At 55.1% G+C, this 448-nt stretch carries 1 protein-coding gene; it reads left to right on the forward strand.

The window, feature by feature from the left end; genetic code table 11:
* Positions 1-146: 146 nt before the first annotated feature.
* Positions 147-448 (forward strand): hypothetical protein (locus tag ACLQ24_RS30265; RefSeq protein WP_425895143.1); only part of this gene is annotated, 302 nt, incomplete at its 3' end.

Consider the following 448-nt stretch of genomic DNA (forward strand, 5'->3'; position numbering starts at 1 on the left):
CCTCGACGTCCTCAAACAGCTGTTCACCACCGGGCCGTGGTTGCCTCAAACGGCTACCTCAAGCTGAATACGTACGGGGCCACCAATGGCTAATGGGGTGGCGGGACATTGCCCGGTCCACGGATACGCGAACGATGGTGGCTACCGTGCTGCCGAAATATGGGGTGGGTCACACCAATCCCATCATCTTCTGCGAAGATCCCTTGTCCGCAGCCCTTATTCAGGCATGCTTCAGTTCCTTCGCTTTCGACTACATAATCCGGCAAAAAATCGTCGGAACTCATCTGACGTACGGCTATCTGTATCAGCTCCCAGTGCCTTCGTTGTCTACCTTCCATTCGGCTCCCGGTGGGGTTCGTTGGTTCGTTGACCGTACGTGTTCAGCCAACGTCAACGGCATGATCATGCCTTGTCGAGACTCTCGCCGATCTGGTCAAACCATTACAGA

This window comes from Micromonospora sp. DT4, assembly GCF_049841675.1.
In the GTDB taxonomy this organism is placed as follows: Bacteria; Actinomycetota; Actinomycetes; order Mycobacteriales; family Micromonosporaceae; genus Micromonospora.